11 protein-coding genes are annotated in these 19,234 nt (G+C 72.6%); 5 read left to right on the forward strand and 6 right to left on the reverse strand.

Annotated features, from left to right (window positions below):
- Positions 1-48 precede the first annotated feature (48 nt).
- Positions 49-783 (reverse strand): HAD-IA family hydrolase, encoded by a 735-nt coding sequence (locus ABZ833_RS39790; RefSeq protein WP_361057836.1) that lies wholly within the window; start codon positions 781-783, stop codon positions 49-51.
- A 157-nt stretch (positions 784-940) separates the two neighbouring features.
- The gene (locus tag ABZ833_RS39795; protein WP_361057838.1) at positions 941-1,237 is read right to left on the reverse strand and encodes a hypothetical protein; all 297 of its coding nucleotides are present in this window, start codon (positions 1,235-1,237) and stop codon (positions 941-943) included.
- A 218-nt stretch (positions 1,238-1,455) separates the two neighbouring features.
- On the opposite strand from ABZ833_RS39795, the gene ABZ833_RS39800 reads away from it, so the two are divergent.
- Positions 1,456-3,153, forward strand: coding sequence for a protein kinase (locus ABZ833_RS39800; RefSeq protein WP_361057840.1), 1,698 nt, complete (start codon positions 1,456-1,458; stop codon positions 3,151-3,153).
- A 5-nt stretch (positions 3,154-3,158) separates the two neighbouring features.
- Here ABZ833_RS39800 and ABZ833_RS39805 read toward each other — a convergent pair whose 3' ends face one another.
- The 4 genes from ABZ833_RS39805 to ABZ833_RS39820 form a co-directional block, all read right to left on the reverse strand.
- Positions 3,159-3,425, reverse strand: a complete 267-nt coding sequence (locus tag ABZ833_RS39805; RefSeq protein ID WP_361057842.1) for a DUF488 family protein — start codon at positions 3,423-3,425, stop codon at positions 3,159-3,161.
- 403 nt (positions 3,426-3,828) lie between these two features.
- On the reverse strand, positions 3,829-5,064 hold the full coding sequence (locus ABZ833_RS39810) for an acyltransferase (protein ID WP_361057844.1): 1,236 nt from the start codon (positions 5,062-5,064) through the stop codon (positions 3,829-3,831).
- Positions 5,061-7,502 (reverse strand): glycosyltransferase, encoded by a 2,442-nt coding sequence (locus ABZ833_RS39815; RefSeq protein ID WP_361057846.1) that lies wholly within the window; start codon positions 7,500-7,502, stop codon positions 5,061-5,063. Before ABZ833_RS39815 ends, ABZ833_RS39810 begins: the two co-directional genes overlap by 4 nt.
- A gap of 194 nt (positions 7,503-7,696) precedes the next feature.
- Positions 7,697-11,425 carry a S8 family serine peptidase gene (locus ABZ833_RS39820; RefSeq protein WP_361057848.1) on the reverse strand — a complete coding sequence of 1,243 codons (3,729 nt, stop codon included), beginning with the start codon at positions 11,423-11,425 and terminating at the stop codon, positions 7,697-7,699.
- A gap of 233 nt (positions 11,426-11,658) precedes the next feature.
- Here ABZ833_RS39820 and ABZ833_RS39825 point away from each other — a divergent pair, with 233 nt between their 5' ends.
- The 4 genes from ABZ833_RS39825 (at position 11,659) to ABZ833_RS39840 (ending at position 19,234) form a co-directional block, all read left to right on the forward strand.
- Positions 11,659-12,027 carry a CU044_2847 family protein gene (locus tag ABZ833_RS39825; RefSeq protein ID WP_361057850.1) on the forward strand — a complete coding sequence of 123 codons (369 nt, stop codon included), beginning with the start codon at positions 11,659-11,661 and terminating at the stop codon, positions 12,025-12,027.
- A gap of 166 nt (positions 12,028-12,193) precedes the next feature.
- Positions 12,194-13,951 (forward strand): trypsin-like peptidase domain-containing protein, encoded by a 1,758-nt coding sequence (locus tag ABZ833_RS39830; RefSeq protein WP_361057852.1) that lies wholly within the window; start codon positions 12,194-12,196, stop codon positions 13,949-13,951.
- Positions 13,952-14,061: 110 nt separating this feature from the next.
- Positions 14,062-15,078 (forward strand): MoxR family ATPase, encoded by a 1,017-nt coding sequence (locus ABZ833_RS39835; RefSeq protein ID WP_361057854.1) that lies wholly within the window; start codon positions 14,062-14,064, stop codon positions 15,076-15,078.
- Positions 15,068-19,234, forward strand: coding sequence for an SAV_2336 N-terminal domain-related protein (locus ABZ833_RS39840; protein WP_361057856.1), 4,167 nt, complete (start codon positions 15,068-15,070; stop codon positions 19,232-19,234). The genes ABZ833_RS39835 and ABZ833_RS39840 overlap by 11 nt, the downstream gene beginning before the upstream one ends.

Below are 19,234 nucleotides of genomic sequence, written 5' to 3' on the forward strand. Positions count from 1 at the left end.
TCCCGACAAGGCCCTTGCCCTGGTCAGCGCGGCGGTGCGGCGCCGCGATCAGTGGGGCCCCTCGACGAGCCGCAGCACGGCCCGAAGCCCCCGCACCGCGCCCGGCGCCGCACCCCCCGGCAGCACATAGGACCGCAGCCCGGCGCCCGCGGCTCCGCCGTCCTTGGCAGGGTGGTCGCCGACCATGAGGGTGTCGGCGGGGGCCACGCCCAACTCCGCGCAGGCGTGGCCGAAGAGCCGCGGGTCGGGCTTCTCCGTGTCGTGTTCGTACGAGTGGACCCAGCTGCCGAACCAGCGGTCGAGGCCGTGCCGGGCGAACGTCGGCCGCAGATCCCAGCCGACGTCGCTGACCACCCCGAGCGCGATGCCGCGCGCGTCGAGCTCGGCCAGGGTGCGCTCGGCGTCCGCGTACGGCAACCAGTGCTCGGGGGAACGGAGTTGTTCGTAGAGAACGCCTGCGAAGGGGGCGAGCGCGGGAGCGGATGCGTACCACGTGGTGAACGCGTGGCGGTGGGCCCTGGACGAGACGTCGCGTGCGTGCTGGGCCGCGATCACGGCGGGGTCCGAGAGGCCCGTTTCGAGCGAGGTGAGGATGGCGTCCATCTCCTGCTCACCCACCGGGCCGGGCAGTGCGGCGCGGATGCGGTCCTCGTACGACCGGACCTGGAACAGCGTCCCGGAGAAGTCGAAGAGCACCGCCCTGGGGCGCGTCACCGGGGCGGGGGCCACGGCGCGGAGCGGGCCCTCGGGGCCGGAGACGGGCGGGAGCTGGGGAGTTGGCATGGGATCTCCCTATCGGCCGCCGCGTAAGGCCGCGATGAGGATCTGCGCGGCACGACCTCGCACACGCGGCGCCTCGCGGGTGCGAGGCGCCGGTGCCGGTACCGCGTCCGCCCGGGGAGGACGCGGTGAACTCGGTGGAGCCAGAAGGCCACAGGCCTCAGAGGATGAAGACGCTCTGGGCCGTCTCCGTGTGGTACGTCTCGCCCGGGTAGACGAGCCACTCGACCTGGCCCGTGCAGCCGGGGCCGGAGTGCACCTCCGCGATCGCGTCGGTGTGGTTGGTCACCGAGGACGGGAACCAGTCGATGGGGTAGCAGCCGCTCGGGTCCTTGTGTTCCTGACCGTTGACGATCAGGACGCCCTCCGCCGCGTACGCCGAGCCCGGCACCGCGATCACCAGGCTCGCGGCGGCCGCGAGCGCCCCCAGGGTCACGGCCATGCGTCGTCGCATCATGGTGAGCTCCATCCACCCGTGCGGGCCGCTCAGACGCGGCCCGCTGAAGTCACCCACAGTATGCGATCAGACACTCCACGCATCCGGCGCGCGGGGGCACCTGCCTCCGACACGTGCGCCGTTCACTTCCCTTCACCGCTCGGTCACGCCACTCGCGCACCACGGTCACCAATCGGCCCAACTGGGCCAAATGCAACGCGAGTTCGTATGATGCGGCCATGGCAAGTCACGGGGATCTCATAGCGGGGCGCTACCGCATCACGACGCCGCTCGGGCGCGGCGGCATGGGCACGGTCTGGCGGGCGGAGGACGATCTCCTGGGCCGCGCCGTCGCGGTGAAGGAGCTGCACGTCGACGCGGGGCGGTCGGCCGCCGACGCGGCGGCCCTGCGCGAACGCACCCTGCGCGAGGCGCGCTCGGTCGCGCAGGTGAAGCACCCCGGCATCCTGGTCCTGCACGACGTCGTCCAGCACGCCGAGCAGCCCTGGCTCGTGATGGAGCTGATCGACGGCCGCTCGCTCGCCGACCGGATGGCCCTGGAGGGCCCGGTCCCGCCCGCCGAGGCCGCCCGCATCGGCCTCGCCCTGATCGCCGCGCTGCGCGCCGCGCACACGGCCGGGGTGCTGCACCGTGACCTCAAGCCCGCGAACGTACTCCTGGAGGCGGGAACGGAGCGCGTGGTGCTCTCCGACTTCGGGATCGCGCAGGTCGCCGGGCAGACGACGCTCACGGAGACGGGCGCGTTCGTCGGCTCGCCCGAGTACACCGCCCCGGAGCGCATGTCGGGCAAGCGCACGGGCCCGGAGTCCGATCTGTGGTCGCTGGGTGTGCTGCTCTGCGCCGCCGTGGAGGGCGAGTCGCCGTTCCACCGCGACTCGGTGGCGGGGGTCCTGCACGCCGTCGTCATGGACGAGATCAGGATCCCGGACTCGGCGGGACCACTGGCCCCTGTCGTACGCGGTCTCCTCGAGCGGGATCCCGAGCGGCGGCTCGGCGCCAACGAGGCCGAACAGGCGCTGCGCGGCTTCCTGGTGGAGGAGCGGATGCCCACCGTGCCCCGCACGCCGGTGACCCCCAAGCCCGCGCGGCCGTCCCCGCCCGACGAGGCGATCGTGCTCGGCTCCGCCCCGGCACCGGCCGCGCGCCCCCGGATCCGTACGGCTCTCCTGGCCGGCGCACTGGTCGCCGCGCTCGTGGCGGGCGGCACGGGCACCTGGCTCATGACTCGGGACGACTCCGGTACGAGGTCGGAGGCGAAGGGAGGCGGGGGCGCCGCGGACGAGGTGCGCGAGAAGCAGGAGACCAAGGAGCCGGGCAAGAAGCCGTCCAAGAGCGCCGACAAGCCGGAGAAGCCCGGCAAGAACGGCAAGAAGAGCCCCGCCGCGCCCAAGCCCTCCCCCGAAGGCACCGGCAAGGCCACCCCGGCCGGCACGGCCGCCCCCGCCGAGCCGGACGAGCCCGCCGACGACCCGGCCCCCGCGGGCTACCGGACGGTGTCCGACCCGACCGGCTTCAAGATGGTGACGCCCACCGGCTTCGCCCGCTCGTCCGAACCGCCCCGCGTCTTCTACAACTCGGCGGACAACGCCTTCCGCATCGGCGTCCACCCCCAGCCCTTGGACCCGGAAGGGCCGATCGCGGTGATGCGGCAGGCGCACAAGGACGGCCCTTCGGACTACCCCGGCTACCGCGACGGCTCGGTCCGGGAGACCACGCACAACGGCCACCCCGCGGCCGTCTGGGAGTTCACCTGGGACGGCGGCTCCGGCGACGGCGGACCGCGCCGCACCTTCGACCTGAGCTGGGACGAGGGCGGCAAGATGTACGACCTGTGGGTCTCCGCGCCCGCCGGGCAGACGGCGAAGGGCGAGCGGCACTTCGTCGAGGCGCACCGGTCCTTCACGCGGACGGGCTGACCGCCTCAGGCGCCGCTCGGCGCTCGCATCAACTCGGCCCGCAACGTGGGCAGATGCCCGTGCTCCACGTCCTTCACCGCAGTGACCAGCGTGACCGTCCCGTCCGCCGCCAGTTCACGCAGGTGCTCGATGGCGTCCTGCTGCTCCGACCCCGCGAGCTCGGCGCGGTAGCGGCGGCCGAACTCCTCGTACTGGTCGCGGTGTTGGTGGAACCAGGTCCGCAGCTCACCGGAGGGCGTGACCTCCTTGAGCCATTCGTCGACGGCCTTCATGTGCCCGTCGTCGCGCCCCTCCCGGCCCTTCGCATCTCGAAAATGCGAACAGGGGAGCAGTTGTTCCCTGGAACAGGTGATCGTCGCGCCAGGGATTGCATGTGACGCATGTGATTGACGATGATTACGGAACGCAAGCAACGGGCTGCAGACCGTAGTTGCCGCGTTCCCGGTCCATGTCCCATACGAGGACCGGCAGTTGAAAGATCCTGAGCACGTCCCACAAGGAGAAGCACCACCATGAACATCATCACTGACGTCGTCGCCGGTATCGCCCACTTCCTCGGCTGGCTGGTCTGACGTCACCCGTAGTTCCCGCAGCGACGCCGTCTCCCCCGTCCCACGGGGAGGCGGCGTCGCCGCGTGCGGCACGTGCCGGAAGGCGTCAGCGCGTCGGAAGGCGTCAGCGCGTCGGATCCGGATAGAAGTCCCGCGCCGCTCCCCTGCCGTCCTTCGCCTTGCCGAGCAGGCTCCCCGGGTACTCCACGAGCCAGTAGCTCGCCGTCCCGACCGCCAGGGCGACGGCGAGGACGATCAGGGCGGCGAACGGGAAGCCCGCCTGACTCGTCGGCACGAGGCCGGACTTGATGAGCTGGAGCATCACCGGCTCGTGCCAGATGTAGAGGCTGTAGCTGATGAGCCCGACCGCCGTCACCCAGCGCGCCCTCAACAGGCCCTGCCAGCGGACCTGTTCACGCGCGCGGACGTGCAGCGTGGCGTAGAGCAGCGCGAACCACAGCAGGGCCGCGATCGGGTGGTAGAAGGTGTGGGCGAAGTTCCCGGCTTCGGAGACGTACGACAGGGCGTAGAGCCCCGCGAGCGCCGCCGCCGCGAGAGGCACCGTCGCCCGCGCGCTCAGCTTGCCCCGCTCCCCGAGCGCCACGAGCAGCACCGCGAGCGCCATGCCCGCCGCGAAGCCCCCGAAGCGGGCCTGCGGACCGAAGTACACCGGCCAGTCGGTGTGCGGCACCCCGACGGCGTAGTGCGCGACGGAGATCCAGACAAGCGGCAGCACGAAGAGCGCCGCGCACCCGGCCAGGCACACGGCGACCCGCGCCCGCCGCGTCGCGAGCCCCCGGCACACCCGCACCGCGAGCGGCCCGAGCGCGACGAGCGCCAGGTAGAAGGCGACCTCAAGGGAGAGGGACCAGGTGGGCCCCAGGGTGTAGAAGATCCGCTCCTGGTCGAAGACGTGCGTGAAGGTGAGGTGTCCGACCAGGTCGCGCCAGTCGCCCGGCAGCGTCGGATTGCGGCTCGCCCAGACGACGAGCACCGCCAGGAAGTACAGCGGCAGGATCCGGATCGCCCGCCGGAAGAGGAAGGTCCTCCCCGTACGGATCGAGCCTCCGTCGATGGCCGCGCGGGCGTACGACAGCGTGAGCAGGTAAGCGGACATCACGAAGAAGAGGTCGATCACCTCCAGCGAGACCAGCGCGCCGACCCACGGGCTCTCGACCGGTGGGTGCGCCCCCGCGGCGTCGTACGTGTAGTACTCCTGCCACACGTGGAAGAGGACCGTGCTCAGGGCGGCGAGGCCGCGGAATCCCTGGAGTTCGAGCGCGCGCCCGCGGGAGGCGGGAGGAGCGGGGGCCGCTGCCTCGGGCACTCCGGAGGGCCGCGGGGCGGTCAGCGTGCTCATGTCCGCACCGCCGGCTCCGCGACCGCCGCCGCAGCCGTCTCGGAAACGGGAACGGGAACGGCGGCGCGCGGCGTGACCCGCCACTGCCGGTCGCCGAGCGCCTCCTTCAGATGCGCCTGGCGCGCCACCATGTTCTTGAAGTGGGTGTAGAAGAACGTCGACACGAACAGATAGCGCCAGAACCACGCCTTGCGGCGCCGCAGTTCGGGCACCGCGAGGCGCCACGCGAAGGCCGCCTGCACCACCCCGGCCGACATGGTGAACGCCGCCGCCGTCAGGCAGACGGGCACCGCCCAGTCCAGGCGGTCGGCGCCGCCCGCGCGCCAGGCCGCGTGCACCAGGATCGGCAGGATCTGGAGCGTGAGCCACGGCTGGACCTCGCGCCAGCCCAGCAGCACGAACAGGCCCGCCTTCTGCCTGCGCGAGTACACCGGGGAGCGCAGCGCGCCCCACAGATGCCGCAGCGAGACCTGGAGCCAGCCCTGCGCCCAGCGCGAGCGCTGGTTCCACAGCGGGCGCAGCAGCGTCGGCGCCAGCTCGCGCGAGATGAGCGTGCGGTCCATGGCGAACCGCGCGCCTTCGTTCAGGGCGCGCATGGTGGAGTCGATGTCCTCGGTCAGCATCGAGCCGTGCATCCGGGTCCTGGCGAGCAGGTCCGTGCGCCAGAAGCCGTTCGAACCGCCGAAGACCCCGAAGCCGTACATCCTGGTCCGTCCGGGATGGCTGACCGCGTAGATCGTCTCGAACTCGACGCCGACCGTCCTCGCGACCCACGAGCTGTCGCCGTTGCGGATCACGCAGTGGCCCTGGACGACGTCGTAGCCGTTGGACAGCCAGTCCCACGCGTGCCGGAAGGCGTTCGGGGCGGGGTGGTGGTCGGCGTCGAAGATGCCGACGAACTCGCCGTGCACCCGCGTGACCGCCGCGTTGATGTTCTGCGCCTTGGACGTGCTCCCGGCCACCGGGAGCAGCACGAGGCGCGGATCGCGGTCCGCCATGTCGCGCAGGGTGTCCTCGACGGGCAGCGGGTGCGGGGTGTTGTACGCGAGGACGATCTCCAGGTCGCCGGGGTAGTCGAGCCGCAGGAACGACTCCACGGTGTCGACGATCGTCGCCGCCTCGTTCGGCAGGTAGGCGGCGATGACGGCGCTCGCGGACGGATAGGGCTGGCCAGGACGCTCGGGCCTGGGCGTCGCGTCCAGCGAGAACAGGCACTCCAGCATGATGAGCAGCGCGGAGAGCACGAGCCCCGCCACGACCACCCAGTACGCGAACCCGGCCGCGTCCCAGCCCAGGTCGTAGGCCTGCTGGTAGAACACGAACGGCACGCCCACGCCGAGCACCAGCGGAAGCACCGGGGACAGCAGCCGGGTCGTCCAGGTGAGCAGCGCGCGCAGGCCCGCGCGGGCCCGTCGGTGGCCGTGCGGGGCGCTCGTGCGCATCCACGGCTCGTAGCGCACGGGGCGCAGGTCCCGGTGGCGCACGGCCTCGGACACAGCGTCGCGCGCGTGCTCGGCCGCCCGGGTGTGGTCGGCGTACTCGGCGAGCGGGGTCCAGCCGACGGCCGGGGTGAGCCGGACGTTCTCGTCGGCGACGACGAAGCGCGTCCCGGCCACGGACACGGCGAACTCGCGCAGGCTCCGGGTCGCGGTCTCCTCGTCGACACCGGGCATCAGCACGAGGAGCTGCCCGGCCTCGTCCCAGCCGAGCCGGTCGCAGACACCGCCGAGCCTTCCCCGAGCTCTCGGCTCCGCTCGAGCAGGGGATGCCCCAATCGCGACCCCGGCGAGCCGCTCGGCGACCTCGCGCCGCACGCGCGGCCCGAGCCGTGTCTCCAGGGCCGCCATCTCGGCGACGCCGACGACGGCGAGGACGCCGCCCCGCCGGGCGGCGGACGGACGGCTGAGCTCGCGGTCGAGTTCGTCCATGAAGTGCGGCCCCGAGTAGAGGCCGGTGCGCGGATCGCGCAGCAGGTTCTCCACGGGGACCGGGACGCGGTGCAGCTTGGCCGCTATCCGCGCCGACAGCTCGCGCGGGTCACAGGCCTCCGGCAGGCAGTCGTCGGCGCCGTGCCGCAGCAGATCGGCGACGGTGGCGGGGGCGGGGGTCCGGGCCGCCGTGACCATGAGCAGCGGAAGTGCCTGCCCTGCCGGGTCGGCGCGGACCTCGCGTATGACGTCGAGGCCCTGGCCGCGGCCGTCGGGGCCGTCGTCGAGGGCCACGATCGCGTCCGGTGGCGCCTGCCTGACCTGGCGGTGCACGTCGCCGGGGACGGCGTGCGTGACGTCGTACCCGGTGAGTCTCAGGGTCCGGGTGAGCAGTTCACGGCTCGGGCCCGGTGAGCCGACGGCCAGGATGTGGCCGCCGGTCGGTGGTGCGGAGGAAGGGTTCGGTGACGTGGAAGAAAGGTGCGGTGTCAGCACCGGTGTGACGGACATCTAGGTGGTCCCATCCTGTTCGGATTGTGGGGGGAGGACCGCTTGGTTTTCGATGGTTCTCGTTGAGCCGCCAACTGGCCCTGAAACAGGGGCCAATCGGTCACATCAGCCTCAACGATCACTGTGACACCGCACCTTCACTGGCGTAACGCTCTGATTACGTCCCCGTGTAGGGAGCGAGCAGAGCCGGTCCGCTACCGCACCCCCACCGCCCGCACGATCTCCTGCGTCACCGCCCCGCCCCGGTCATCACTGGCCGAGGCCCGCAGCGAGATGAACTCGGCGGAAGCGGGCACCTTCAGCTTCCCGTCCCACGTGGCCTTACCGCCGTCCCGGTCCAGGCCGACGCCCTTCCAGCTCTTCCCGTCGTCGTACGAGACCTCCAGCTTGCCGCCCCCGACAGCCCCCGTGTCCACCGCTCCCTCGACGTACTCGGCGAAGATGCCGACGCCCACGGAACGCCCGCCCCGGACATCGCCCGCGAGGTCCGTGTCCACGTCGAACCCGAGGTTCAGCATGGGCAGGAAGGTCCTGCGGTCGCCCGCCGTCTCCTTCGACTTGAAGGTCCACTCCGAGTGGCCCTTCGTGGCGAGCCGCCACCGCGCGGGATCCAGCGTCGTGTCCGTCACGACCTTGTACGTCGTCAGCGCCGGGCTCGCGTCCCACACGTACGCACCCGAACTCTGCCGCCGGTCGACCAGCTCGCCGTCCGCGTACACCTCGGTGAACTGCGTCATCGAGTCGTCGTTCCACACGTCGCCGAACCCCGTGTGATCGGGACCGGAGTCACCCCACCCGGGCACGTTGAACTCCAGCGTGTTCCCGTAGCGCTGCTGCCCCCAGCCGAGGCCCGTCCCCAGCCACGGGTGCCACACGGGCTTGAACCAGTCCAGCTCGCCGTGCCTGCCGCCCCGGTAGCTGACAAGGCCGCTCCGCTCCTCCAGGGCGCCGGGCCCGACCGACACCGACTCGTGCCACAGCTGGCCCGTGCCCGTGGACGCGTAGTCCGTCCGCTCGACCGGGTAGTCGATCTTCTCCTGGAAGCCGATCCCGACGGTGAAGGTGTCCGTCAGCGAGTAGCGGAACTCGCCGCCCGCCACCGGCTTCACCGCGTGGAACTTCGTGTCCAGGACGGCGAGTTCACGCTTCGACGGCTCGTACGTCAGATCCCGGGGCACCGCCCCCTTGTGGCCCTCCGACACGTCGTAGACGTACGGCGTGCGCGACGTCGCGGTGGTCTCCACCGACTTGCCCGCCTTCGCCGCCGCCAGCAGCCGCGCGCCGTCCGCCGCGTCGACCGTGCCGATCTGCAGCGGCCGGTCCGCGTTGTCGTCGGTGCCGAACCACGCGTTGAGCCGCCCCGGCACGTCGTCGGTCACGAACAGGGCCTTGACGCCCGCGTCCTGAGCGGCCTGGCCGAGCTGATCAGGCGTCACGTCCGAGCCCTCGGAACTTGAGGACCGCCGCACGACGACGGCCTTGCCCTTCACGTCCTTGCCCGCGTAGTCGGCCGCCGTGCCGCCGCCCGCGTTCACGATCCGCAGCTTGCTCCGGCCGTCGGTCACCGTGCCGCCGGGCTGCGCGACCACCTGGCCGAGGCCCTTCACGTCCAGGGTCGGCTTGCCCAGGCGCCAGACGGTGCGGTACTCGAAGCTGCCGTCGGACACCTTGGCGGTGGGTGCGGCGAAGATGCTGTCGTACTTGACGGGAACCTGGACCGCGCCCATCAGCTCGGCGCCGTTCGCCTTCCGGTCGTACTCCATCAGGAGCTGGCGGGTCTCCGTCCGCTTGCCGACGTCCACCCCGACCTCGCGCAACGTGCGGCCGTCCAGGGTGACTTCGCGGTCCTGGTCGAGGACGATCTCGGGGGCGGCGAGGAAGCCGAGGCCGAGGGAGTCCTTGCCCTTGCTGCCGCGCACGTCGAGGAAGGAGGAGAGGGCGTACGTCCCGGGCTTCAGGCGCAGCTCAAGGGTGCCGGATTCACCGACCTCCGCCTGGACGGGGTCGACCTGCTCGGCGAGCCGCTGGAACACCAGACCGGCTCCGGTCGCCGCACCGTCACGGTCCTTCACGTGGACGGTGAGCGTGTACCGCTCCTCCTCCTTGACCAGGCCGAACGCGGTGTGCGCGACCGGCTTCCCGGCGGCGCTCGCGACGATGCGGCCACTGGTGTTGCCGACGGGGGCCTTCGCGCCGTCGCCGGTGACCGTGGTCGACGCGGTGCCGTGCGCGGGCACGGTGAGCGTCTTGTCGGCGAGGGTGGCGACACCTTCCGCCGCGCCTTCGGCGGCGAGGCTCAACTCCACTGCCGCATCGGACGAGTTGGTGTAGGTCACCGTCTTCGTGACGGGCTTGTTGTCCCCGTACGGCCAGGAGTAGTAGCCGAGGTCGGCGCTCCCGCTCGCGGTGACCTGTGCGCCGACGGCATCCGGCACACTGACGCGACCGGCCCCCAACTCATACGCGGAGGCGTCCAGTTGTGCGGAGGTCGACATCAGCGCGTCCTTGAGGCGCGCACCGCTCCAGTCCGGGTGCTTCTCGGCGAGCAGGGCGGCGACGCCCGCGACGTGCGGGGTCGCCATCGACGTACCGCTCATCTCGGTGTAGAAGCCCTCACCGTCGACGAGCTGCGAGCGGGCGGCGAGGATGTCCACGCCCGGTGCCGACAGGTCGGGCTTGAGTGCCTGGTCCCCGATGCGCGGGCCCTGGCTGGTGAAGTACGCGGCCTGGTCGGCGGAGTCGACCGCGCCGATGGTCAGCGCGGAGTCCGCGGCGCCGGGCGAGCCGATCGAGGAGGGGGCGCCGGTGTTGCCCGCGGCGATGACGAAGAGGGCGCCGGTGTCCTTGGAGAGGGTGTTGACGGCGGCGGCCATCGGGTCGGTGCCGTCGCTCGCCTCCTGCGAACCGAGGCTCATCGACACGACCTTGGCGCCGACGTCCTTGGCCGCCCACTCCATTCCGGCGATGATCTGCGACTCGCTGCCGGAGCCCTCGTCGCTGAGCACCTTGCCGACGGAGAGTGCGGCGCCGGGCGCCACGCCTTTCTCCTTGTTGCCGTCGGACTCGGCGCCGCTGCCGCCGACGGTCGAGGTCACATGGGTGCCGTGGCCGTTGCGGTCAGCGACCTCCTCGCCCGGGATGAAGCTCTTGGTGGCGTCCACGCGGTCCTTGAGACCGGGGTGGGAGAGATCGGCCCCCGTGTCGAGGACGGCGACCTTCACCCCCTTGCCGGTGAGCCCGGCCTCCCAGGCCTTGGGGGTGCCGATCTGCTCGTTGCTCTGCGCCATGTCGGCCTCGACACGGCCGTCGAGCCAGATCTTGCCGATGCCGTCGGCAAGGCGGCCGTCGCCCGAACCAGCCCTGACACCCCGCGACTTCGAGGAATCCGACGTCACGTCCCGCCAGAACGCCCCGGGCCCGTCGGCCTTCACCGCCACCCCGCCCACGCTCGGCAGCGTGCGCACCTTGTCGGCGCCACGGGGTGTCGCAGGGCCCGCGTCGCGGCGCGCGCTCTTCTCGTACGTGACGATGAGCGGCAGCGCGCCGCCCTTCTCGTCCCCGAGCCCCTGGCGCATCAGTTCCGTCACGTCGAAGAGCCGCTTGTCGAGGGTGCCCGCGCTCAGATAGGGCCGCGCCTCGTCCGGTACAACGGTGATGCGGTCGCCCGCGATCTCGCTCCGCACGGCTCCGGTGGCCCCCGCGGGCCGGTCGACGGTGACGGTCTTCTTGCCGCCGCCGAGTTCCGAAACGGTGACCTTGTCGCCGGTCACCAGGGTGACCGTGTGGGCGGCGCGGGCCGCGGGGGTGGCCTGCGGCACGTCGGAAGGAGCCGCGGTGGCGGCCTGCCCTGCCGGGAGCAGCGCGAACGCGAGGCCGACGGCCGGCAGCAGCCTCGCTCTTCGCCACGCGGGGGATCGGGTCATGGGTGCCCTCTCTTCGTCGGACCCGGGCGGGGGTGGTTCCCGGGTGCTGCGAAGAGTGTCGGGGGGCTTGTGTTGCCGGGGTGTTGACGGGCGCTGGCGGGAAGCCGCCAGGGCACCTTCCCGCCAGCCCCACACGTGCGGCTCCGTTACCCCGGACTTGGATGACAGCCGCAAGGACCTTCCGCGACAATGCAGTTGGCAAGCGGTGGGGCACAGGCACGACGGGGGCGTTGATGGACGATCTGGTGGAGTTCACGACCGACGACGGCGCGCACGTCGTCATGGCGGACGTGGCGGACGCCCACGGCTCGCACCTGATCTCCCGCGGCGACGGCCCCTCCCGTGCGGCCCGCACCTTCGAGGAGTCACTCGCCGGGGCACGCGCCGCCGCCGAGTCGGCGCTGCGGGTGTTCCGCGACGGCAGCCTGCGCCCGGACTCGGTGGAGATCGAGTTCGGCGTGCGGATGTCGGCGGAGGCGGGGGCGGTGATCGTGAAGGGCACGGCGGAGGGCCACCTGGTGGTACGCCTCGCGTGGACCCCGGACGGGCCCGCGACGGCTGCCTCCGAAGCCGATGCGACCGGCAGTCGGCAGCGCTCGTGAGGGGACGTGCCGGTATGTCCGCCCGGAGCACGGCTCCCAGGACTCCCCCGCCGAAGCAACTCCACGGCCACCGGACGATGGCGAGGACGGACCTACCGGCGCGGCCCCGCACCCCAGACGGACCGGCCCCGGAGGCCGCCCCCACTCCACCCCCCACCCCCACCCCATGAGCAGCGCATCGTGGCATGCCCGCATCGGGTGCGGGGGCGAGGTCGGGGCCGGGTTCCTGGTGTCCGAGCGGCACGTCCTGACCTGTGCGCACGTCGTCCGCGGCAGCGGCACCGCGCCGGTCACCGTCTCCTTCCCGCACCGCGACGACCTCGGCGAGGTGACCGCCGCCGTCGGCGCGCACGGCGGCTGGGACGGGCGCGGTGACGACCTCGGCGACCTCGCCGTCCTGGAGCTGGAGCACGCGGTGCCGGTGCGGCCCGCCGAGTTCGCGGCGCCGGAGGACGCGTACGCCGAACCGCGCCCCCGGCTCCTCGTGTACGGATTCCCCAAGGGCTACCGCGAGGGCACCCTCGCCGAGTACCGCGCCACCGCCGCCCAGCGCATCGCCGACGAGTGGGTCCAGCTGGAGGCGTGGAGCGCCCACGGGCAGCCCCTGGCCCCGGGGTTCAGCGGCGCGGCGGTCACCCTCGCGGACAGCAACCGGGTCGTGGGCATGGTGTCGGCGGCCACCCGCGCGTCCAGCGGCGTACGCAACGGACGGATGCTGCCCACCTCCGTCATGGCCCGCTACTGGCCCCCGCTCGGCGACCTGGTCCCCACCCCCGGCCACCACCGGGCGGCGAAGGAACGGCTGCGCGCCCTGGTGGACCGGGCGGCGGGCACCGGCGTCGCCCGCGACCCGGAGCGGCTGTACCGCGACGCGGTGGGTCCGCTCGGCCCGCCCGTGCCGCCGGAGGGCTTCGGCTCGCTCTGGTCCGCGGCCTGGTACGTGCTCTCGGAGGTCGAGGACCCGGACGCGGTGACGCGCCTCGCCGACCGCCTCGCGGGCCTGCTCGAAGCGCCCGCGCCCCCCGCCCCGCCGACGCCCGGCGAGTGCGGTGAATCCGGTGAACCCGGTGAACCCGGTGAGCCCCGGGAGTTACCCGTCTGGTCCCCCATCCTCATCGAGATCGACCACAGCGGCGCGGGCGACGACCAGCTCCTGGTCGAGGTGTCCGCGTACCGCGAGGGCCTGCGCCACCCCGTCGGCTCGCACACCGTGGCCGCCGGTCACGTCCGCCGTTACGTCCAGGAGCGCGTCGACGACGCCTTCTCCCATCTCACCCCCGGCACGGACGAGTTGCTGGCCTTCGTGCTGCCCCGCGCGCTGCTCAACTGGCCGGTGGCCCAATGGGAGTGCGGCGCGGACGACCCGACCCCGCTCGGCTGCTCGTACCCCCTGGTCGTGACCGACCGGTCGCGCCGCAAGGGCGGTCTGCGCCACCGCCTCGCCCGCAAGTGGGAGCACCTGGACGAGCGCCCCACGACCGTCCTGCACCGCGTCGAGTGCGGCACCCAGGAGAAACCGAACAAGCTGAGGTTCCGGCTGCGGCGCGACGGCGCGGATCTGGCGGGGTTCGCGGCGCCGCCACGCGCCGGGCGTGCCGGGCCCGACGCCGACGTGACGCACTTCGACGTCTCGCTCACCGCACCGGTGCCGGTGCTCGTGTGGCCGCGCACGGGCTGCGACGACTCCGACCACCACACGACCGACAAGGGCTGCGCGGGCTCCGACTTCCTGGACCGGATGGCCGCCCACGTCGACGGCCACCCACCGGCCGAACTGCCCCGCACCATCCTGACGTTGAGGGAGAGCGCCGAGGCGTCGGACGAGCCGGACACGCACTGGGCGAGGGACGTCCAGCTCCTCTGGGACGACCCGCGCTGTTTCCCCGACGCACCCGCGGCCCACCGCCACTCCCCCGTCGCCTGAGCCCGACGTACGCACACCCGACACACGAGACCACGTACGAGACCGACGTACGAGACCGACGTACGAGACCGACGTACGAGACCGACGTACGGAAACGGAGAGCCCCGACCATGTCCCTGTGGCCCGTCTACACCGGCACGAACGAGCCCCACGACGGGATCACCCGGCTGCCTCCGCCCCCGCCCTGGCGCGCCTTCGACGGCGGCCCGGTCCTCGAGACCCCCACGGACGACGGCTCGGCGACCTCCCCGGACCGCGTGCACCGGGCGCACACCTACCGGGCCACGGAGACCTGCGTCCAACTGGTCAACGCAGCCCTGTACTTGCGGCGCCCGCTCCTGGTGACGGGCCCTCCGGGCAGCGGCAAGTCGAGTCTGGCGTACGCGGTGGCACGGGAGTTGGGGCTCGGTCCTGTCCTGCGCTGGAACATCACGAGCCGCAGCGCCCTGCACGACGGCCTCTACCAGTACGACCCGCTCTCCCGCCTGTACGCGGCGGGCCGCTCCCCGAAGGCGAGGGCCCCGCGGGACGGCGCGGGCGTCGAGGACCACCTCCGCCTCGGCCCACTGGGCACCGCGCTCCTCCCCTACGACCGCCCCCGCGCCCTCCTCATCGACGAGATCGACAAGAGCGACCTCGACCTGCCCAACGACCTCCTGAACATCCTGGAGGAGGGCCAGTACGAGATTCCCGAGCTGGTACGGATCGCCAAGCACACCCCCAAGGCGGACCTCCTGGCCGACGGTTCGGACGACCCGGTGACGGTCGAGCGCGGCCGGGTGCGCTGCCGGGCCTTCCCCTTCGTCGTCCTCACCAGCAACGGCGAGCGCGAGTTCCCGCCCGCGTTCCTGCGCCGCTGCGTCACGCTGCGGCTGCGCCAGCCGCGCGACGAGCACCTGGAGGAGATCGTCAGGGCCCACCTCGGCGAGCCCGACGCCTACGCCCGCACCCTCATCGCCCGCTTCCTGGAACGCGGCACGGGCGGCGAGCTGGCCACCGACCAGCTCCTCAACGCGATCTACCTGACCGGCGCTGCGGGCATCGACACGGCCTCGCGGGACGAGCTCGCGCGGCAGCTGATGCCGTATCTGACGCAGGCGGCGGATCCGGGCCCCGATGCACTCTGACGCGCCCCGGGGCCCTGTCGCGCGGCTCGCCGGTCTCCTGGCGGAGGCGGCGGACGGCTCACGCCCGACATCGATCGAGCTGGCCGAACTGCTGTGGCTGGCAGGCCAGATGGACGGTGACGCACCGGCACCGCAGGACGCCTCCGCCGCCGTACCGCTGACGCCACCCGCACCGCAGCCGGTGAGCCCGTCGCCGTCGGCCCCTGCGGCCGAACCGGCTCCTCCGCCCCCGCCGGACGATCGGGTGGAGCTGCGGCTGCCGGCTCCGGCGGGCGTGAACGCGAACACGGACACGGACGCGGACGCCTCGACGGCATCGGCCGGACCGGGGAGCCCGCCGAGCACCCCCGGCTCACGAACCGCGTCCGGCCACACCCCTGTACGGGTCCCCGTCCCGCCGATGGTGACGCACCCCCTCACCCTTCAGCGCGCCCTGCGCCCCCTGAAGCGCCGCGTCCCCTCCCCGGTGGGCCAGGTCATCGACGAGGAGGCCACGGCCCACCGCATCGCCCGCCTGGGCGGCCACACGCGAAGCTGGCTGCCGGTCCTGCGCCCCGCCGATGAGCGCTGGCTGCGCCTGTGCCTGGTGCACGACACGGGCCCGACGATGCCGATCTGGCGCCCCCTGGTCCACGAACTCCACACGGCGCTCGCCCAGTCCGGCATCTTCCGCACGGTGGAGCTGCACCGCGCGGAGCCGGACGGCACGGTCCCGCCCCAGGCGGCCCACGCGCCCGCCACGGGCCGCACGGTCACCCTCGTGATCAGCGACTGCATGGGCCCGCAGTGGCGGCAGGGCGATGCGGGCACCCGCTGGTACCGCACGCTGCGCCGCTGGGCGGCACAGATGCCGGTGGCCGTGATCCAGCCACTCCCGGAACGCCTCTGGCGCACCACGGCTCTGCCGACGACTCCGGGGACCCTCTCCTCCCCGCACCCGGCGGCCCCTTCGAGCACCCTCGCCTTCACTCCGTACGCTGCCGACGGGCCGGACGGGCCACCGCCCGCCGGGGCGGTACCGGTCCCGGTCCTCGAACCCTCCGGGCCGTGGCTCTCGCACTGGGCCGCGCTGGTGGCGGACGCGGGTGGGGGGCTGCTGCCGGGGGCAGTGGGGTGGCTGGGCCAGGGCCCGCCTCCCCCGTCCCCCGACGCCGACGCCTCGGACGTCACGGCCCTCACCCCCGAGGACCTCGTACTCCGCTTCCGCTCCACGGCCTCCCCCGAGGCGTTCCGCCTGGCGGGCCATCTGGCGGTGGGCGAGCCGCAGTTGCCGGTGATGCGGCTCGTCCAGGCGGCGGTGGAGGAGCGTCCGCGGCCGCAGCATCTGGCGGAGGTGATCCTGAGCGGGATGCTGGCTTCGGGCGGGGGCGCCGGGGCGTACGAATTCCGGCCCGGAGTAAGGGAGTTGCTGCTGCGCACGCTGCCGCGTACCGCGCGGGGGCGTACGCGGGAGCTGCTGGCCCGGGTGGGCGGGCTGATCGACGAGCGGGCGGGGGTGGCGCCGGGGGTCCTGCGGGCGGTGGCGCCTTCCGCTGGCGAAGGCGTCGGCTGCGCGACTCCAGCGGGGGAGCCTTTCGCGACGGTCACTCCGGAGAGTGTGCGGCAGTTGGGGGGAGCTTCGTCCCTGGTCGGGGGGCGATACCGGCTAGTAAGAGCGACCGGACGCTTCTCGGCATGGCTCGCGCAAGACACCCGGCAGGGCGGTCAGACAGTGCTGGTGCAGCGCTATCCGCAGCCTGCGCAGTGGCTGCGTCTGAGCTTCGAGGACCGCGCGCGCGAGCTCTCCCGGTTCCGTCACGCCAACGTGGCGGCCGTTCTCGACTTCGGCATCGAGGACGACGTGCCTTACCTGGTCAGTGAGTTCGTCGACGGGCACAGCCTGCGCAACCGACTCTCGCGCTCTCCGTACGGCCTCCCTCCCGACCAGCTCCTGGCACTGATCCCCCCGCTGGCCGGGGCAGTCAGTGCTCTGCATGCCGCAGGCCTGCCCCATGGCGCCATCTCCACCTCGACCGTCATCGTCACAGCGCGCGGCCCGGTACTGACCGGCCTGGAGGTCTCCTCCCCCCAGCACTCGAGTACCAAGTTCGACCTGCATGCCCTCAGCCGCGTCGTCGGCGCGATGTGCGGCGGACTCAAGCATCAGGTGGCGCAACAACTCCCCTTGGCGCTCGACGGCCTGGCCCTGCCCGAGCACATCGAACAGCGCCTGCACCACTCCCTGCGTGACCTCGCATCCGAGGAACCGGAGCGCCGACACCTCGGCCTCGACGAACTGATCAACCTCACTATGGAGCCCCCGCGGCAGGACCGTTCCTACTCCCTCCTGGGCCCCCTCCAAGTGACCCAAAACGGCCACCCCCTGCACATCGAATCCCCCGAGGAGCAAGCCCTCCTCTGCATGCTCCTGCTGAAGCGCGGTCACCCCGTCCCGTACGCCGAATTGACCGAGGGAATCTGGGGCCCGACCATCTCCCCACGCGCGGAAGGCGACCTGCGCAACTGCGCCCACCTCCTCGCCAACGTCCTGGCCCCCGACACCCTGGTAGCCAACGACGTCGGCTACGCCCTGCCGCTGCCGTCCGGCCCCGACGTCGTCGACCTGTTCCACTGCCAGCGGCTCGCCGCCGACGCCCAGGACGCCCGCTTCGCCGGTGACTTCACCCGCGCCCGCGAGCTGGTCAACTCCTCCCTGGAGCTGTGGCGCGACACCCCCCTGGACGGCATCCCCGGCCCGGCGGCCGTCGCCGCCCGCGCCGACATCAGCCGCCTGCGGCAGTCCCTCCTCCAGACACACCTGGAGCTGAACCGCGAGCTCGGCGCGACCGAGCAGGAACAGGCCGAACTCGACGAGCTGCTCAGCGAGTTCCCCCACACCGAGGACGAGGTGCTGGTCCCCCACGAGGAACTTCCCAGCGACCAGCTCGACGACCTCGGTGTCCACCGGGAGACCGCGGACGACCAGCCGGTCACCCCGTCGACCAGCATCACCTTCGAGTACCTGGCCCGCCCGGCGGGACGCCAGGAAGACGTACGGCAGCAACTGGGCCAGGAGATCTCCCACCTCCTCATCCGGGGCGGCATCGGTCCCGACCGGTTCGAGATGCGCGCCGGTCCGCATGGCTGGGAGGTGATCGTGGACCCCGAGGTGCACGTCCTGCACGTGCTGACCACGACGGTCGACGAACTCCCGGCCGCACTGGGCGCCTTCCCCGTGCTCGGGCTCGGGGTCACCCTCACCCACGAGCCGGACCCGACGGTCTCGGCGCCCACGTTCCCCTCCAGCCTGCGCCATCTGCTCGGGCGCGACAGCAGGCGCGCCGTCGTGATCGTCTCCAGCGACCTGCACGAGCGGCTCAACCGCTCGGGCCACCTGCGACACCGGTTCCAGGCGGTGCCGCAGTCCGACGACTGGTACTGCGAGGTCACCACCGAGCCTCCCCCCGCTCCGGTGCCCGGCGCCGTCGAATCCGTCCTCCTCTGCTTCGACGGAACCCTCGCCCAGCTCTACTCGGCACAGTCCGCCCGCCACGCCGCCAGCGCCCTCACCGCCGTGATCGCCGATCAGCGGGACCCCGAGGCCGCGCTGGCCGGCACCCCCCTCCTGTCCGAGCCCCGCCCGGCGGGCGGCACGGCGGACCGCATCCACCCCATGGACGTGCTGCGCGCCTTCGCCGGGCGCGGCACGCTCTCCCGGGAGCTGCACACGCGTCTGGAGGAGATCGAGATGCAGGCCGCGCTCACCGCGAAGCCGTCGCCCCACGTCGCGAACCTCCTGCACACCCTGGCCCGCCCCGAGGAGACCCTCCGCCTGGCCATCGTCACCGACACGTCGCCGCGCGCCGTGACGGCGTACCTGGGCGCCAAGGGGCTCCACCTCCCCGGAGCCGGGATCCACGGCCGTACGCCGGATCTCACCCTCCTCATGCCCGACCCCGACTGCCCGCGCCGCGCGGTGGAGCAGTTGGGCACCCGGGCGGACCGGTGCGTCATGGTCGGTTCCTCGCCGGCGGAGGCGGCCGCCGCCCGGAGCCTGCGCATCGCCTTCATCGGGTACGCACCGAGCCGCACGGCCCGCGAGCGCCTCGCCGCCGCCGGGGCGCGGACGACAGTGAGCGATCTTTCGCTCCTTGTCGACCTGCTCCACGACCGGTGA

The organism is Streptomyces sp. NPDC047525 (assembly GCF_040643025.1).
Taxonomy (GTDB): domain Bacteria; phylum Actinomycetota; class Actinomycetes; order Streptomycetales; family Streptomycetaceae; genus Streptomyces; species Streptomyces durmitorensis.